The following is a 3735-nucleotide window of genomic DNA, read 5'->3' as shown; positions in this document are numbered from 1 at the left end:
TTACGCATTGAAGAAGAACCTTTATATTCTTCCCATTTACATGAGTGTTATTGGATATTTAATTCAAGCCTTTTTTAACATAAGTGTTGTTTCAGTAGCATATGTCTATTGGATCTTTTTAGGATTCTTATCAAGTGATTTCGGCGCTAATCAAGGAGAAAAAATTGATGGTTAAGAAGGATTATAAAAAAAGTGAAAATCATTTTAAAAAATATTTAACAGCCAAGTTTAAAATAGTTAGAGATCAAGAAAAAGGTGTTGCAATTCTATGGACGATTATCTTGTTTTTAATGGTGACAATAATTGCAACGGCTGTTGTGTTTTATGCTAGGCAGGACATGCTAGAAACCAATAATCAAGGAGATCGTCTTGAGGCTTATTATGTCGCACTATCTGGTATTGAAATCGGATATGCTGCGCTTATGGCAAACGACCCTTCAACAGGTCAGCAATATATTGAAAGCTTTGATGCAGCAAAAACAGATGTGAGTTATACACATACGATTATGGATGGCACAAACACTGTTGGTAGTGTTGTTGTAACGATTGGAAGCGTAACGATAGAAGGAAAAAGATGGATTCAGATTAAGTCTGAGGGGCATCTCACAGATGCAACAAGCACTGCAGTAACATACATGAGAATAGATCCTGAGAACCATTTAAACGTCGTAAGAGATTATCAATAGGCATTCTTTTGTCCTTGGAGGTTAGTGTGACTTGTCAAAATAGAAAATTAATAAAATCAAATCGTGGTTTTACCCTAGTGGAGCTATTGGTCGTATTAGCGATATTGTTGGTCGCTATGAGTTTAAGCACCAGTTTAATATTCTTTTCAACCAAAGCACATGAATCTACCTTTGATGAATACCAACTTCAAGCTAAAATGCGTACGGCATCTGAAAAAACCAATACAGCAGTAAGGTACTCATCAGCAGTTTTCACAATTCCGGAAGGACGTTTTTTCGAAGCAAATCTCACAGCGGGATGGAATTATTTAGGTGTTTCTTCGGACAAAAAAGAAATTATTCGTTATGTTTATGAGGAAAGAGGCGGTATCACCAAACATTGGAAGGAAGTCATTGTACCAGACCAACAAAATCTTGAGTTTGATTTGACTTTTCAAAAGGTGAATACGGATCCAAATGATAAAATCTTAAAATTCAAGCTGGTTGGAACTGTGCTCGGAGATAATAGTAGAAAAATAACCATTGAAACGGATATAGATGCACTTAATGCGCTTCAGATTGTAGACCGAGGGACTATTTCAAATCCTGCTGTTGCAATTGCGTATCGGTCTGATGAACGGCCTGAAGAAGAAATAGTAGGCGACATCACGATTGTTGTGGATACTTCTGGAAGTATGGCCTATGATTTGAATGGAAATCAAACGGGTGTACCAACTTCAGAAATGCGTATCACGAAATTAAAGAATGCTTTGGTTGGCTATACAAAGCCCTCGGGAGAGATTGTTGAAGGCATGATTAACTCATTTTCACGTGAAGAAAATGTAGAGATTTGCCTTGTGCCTTTTTCTAGATCTGCCAATTATCCTACGCCAACATCCGAGTTTTCAAGTCAGACCCATCCTTTTTACAGAGTCAGTCTTGGATCTGAGAAATCGCAACTTATTGATTTAATTAATGATTTAAATGCAAGTGGCGGCACAAATACCGGAGATGGTATGAGACGTGCATACTATAGGAACAAATGGTTCCATGATAATGTAACTACAATGAGTGAATATGGCAGTCAGTTTACATCGAGAGACTATATGATCATTTTGGTGGATGGTGTAACCACGATGGCAACCTCAGTTGGTGGCACGGGGGATTCAAGATACCGAGTGAATGATGGTTATCAATCGAATCTGACTTGGTGGAATAATTCTTGGGATTGGGATGAGGCAGGTATTATTGGAGGGGGTAACTATGAAAATTATGTTACGGACCGATATGTGGAACTGATTGGGAGTTATATCAAGAATGCCAATATTAAAGTATTTGTAATTGGGTTTTCCTCATTGGAATCAGAACTAAACAGTGTCAACAATATTGCTATTGCTGCAGGTGCAGAAAGTGGTGATATTTACAGATTTACAGATAGTCTAGATATTGATATTGTACTGGATGAAATTAAATCAGAAATCATGAGAGATTTGTGGTTTATTCGTGGACCAAGTTTATAATTTGAGGATTAAAGATGAAAAAAAATGGATTTACTTTAATTGAAATTATTCTATCATTGGCGATCATGGGGATCATTGCTGCTGGATTTTTATCAGTTTTTTCAGCCAATATGAATTTTATTGTCATTGACAGAGAGAGAACTTCAAATCAATTTCTGGGCCAAGAGCAAATGGAAGCAGAAATTTCCCTAATGAAGAGCAAAATTAAGGATCCGACTGAAGGTGCAGCACTGACGTATGTAACATTAGAGGATGTCTTTGAACCTGGGATTGATATTAAAGTCCTTTCCGTATCGCATACAGTTGGTAATCAAACTCTGGTCACCTTGTTGTCAGACAATCAGCCATTGAGCCTTCCTGTGCCAAGTATTGAATCTGTAACCGCTACTTTGAGATCAAATGCAATACCTGTGGATTTTGCCTATGCAAAACCATCGACCAACATTGTAGGGGCTTTTGTCCTATCACCAGTGAATGCTGATTTATTTTTGGTAAATACTTATCGTTGGTATGTTTCTAGGGCTGGCTTTAATATTCCAGTACCACATGGGGCAATAACTGAAATGGAGTGGGGAAATAAATATCCGATATTTCCAGATGATTACGCACTCATAGAAACAACAACTGATATAAATCTAAACAATGTGACGGCTTATGGTGGAAGACATATTGTGCTTGAAGTCACACCTGCATCTAAATCAGGAAAAATAGGGGAACCTGTTCCGAGTCATCCCATATATATATCTGGCTTGCCTATTATTTCTAAGGAACCCTTACTGCACCTAGATGCTTCGAGTATAGATTTAGAGGATACAAATCAATATGTCTTAGTTGGAGATGACTATTTTTTAAAGAAATGGGTGGATATATCCTCCTATTCTAAAGATGCAGTGCCATCAAATGCGGCATCAAGACCACTAATTATTGAAAATGAGATCAATGGAGAATTTGCAGGGCGATACATTAATTATAATGATTCAACAAATAGCATCGTAAATCACAATGCATTACTGGGTGAGACCCTAACCGTTTTTACTTTAACACGTGGAGATGACAGTTCGCCATATTTTGAAAATGGCATTGTACAATTGTTTTCAACAGGTGAGATGATCAATAACGAATGGCGTCTTAATCAAGCTGTATACGTTTCAGACAGCAACGATATTATCATTGGAAATCATGATATAGATATTTCCGAAATTGTGGTCTTTAAGGGGACACTTACCGCTGATGAAATATCGAGCGTTAGTGATTATTTTAAAGCAAAATATAAGCAACTTGAAAATATTGGACAAATTGTAGCCTTACAGAGTGAAAGCGCTACAGTTTATAAAGATGACTTGTTTTCACTACCATCGGTCCTTAAAGCGACTATGACTGTTGGAAATGACATATATACGCCAGTGACTTGGAACGGTACAGTGGATACGAGCACTCTTGGAACGACAATTTTTACAGCAACTTCAAGTGTGGATCCAAGCAAAACAGCAACGTTTACACTGACGGTTATCAACAGGGTGGCTGTTACTGGTCTTGCCTTGGAACCTACC

The 3735-nt window shown here is 37.5% G+C and carries 3 protein-coding genes; all 3 read left to right on the top strand.

The genetic code is table 11. The features are described from left to right. Positions 1-167: 167 nt before the first annotated feature. Positions 168-686, top strand: a complete 519-nt coding sequence (locus AC220I_RS19725) for a hypothetical protein (protein WP_486725579.1) — start codon at positions 168-170, stop codon at positions 684-686. A 26-nt stretch (positions 687-712) separates the two neighbouring features. Then, the gene (locus AC220I_RS19720; protein WP_486725578.1) at positions 713-2185 is read left to right on the top strand and encodes a prepilin-type N-terminal cleavage/methylation domain-containing protein; all 1473 of its coding nucleotides are present in this window, start codon (positions 713-715) and stop codon (positions 2183-2185) included. 14 nt (positions 2186-2199) lie between these two features. Beyond that, positions 2200-3735, top strand: a 1536-nt coding sequence (locus tag AC220I_RS19715) for an Ig-like domain-containing protein (protein WP_486725577.1), incomplete at its 3' end; no start/stop codon positions are given.

Source organism: Fusibacter sp. (assembly GCF_057447755.1).
The sequence above is the reverse complement of the archived record's forward strand: the minus strand, read 5'-3'. Positions and strand labels throughout refer to the sequence as shown.

Excerpts from the sequence above, each read along its gene's own strand:
- AC220I_RS19725 (WP_486725579.1), top strand. The coding sequence starts at position 168 with ATGGTTAAGAAGGATTATAAAAAAAGTGAAAATCATTTTAAAAAATAT.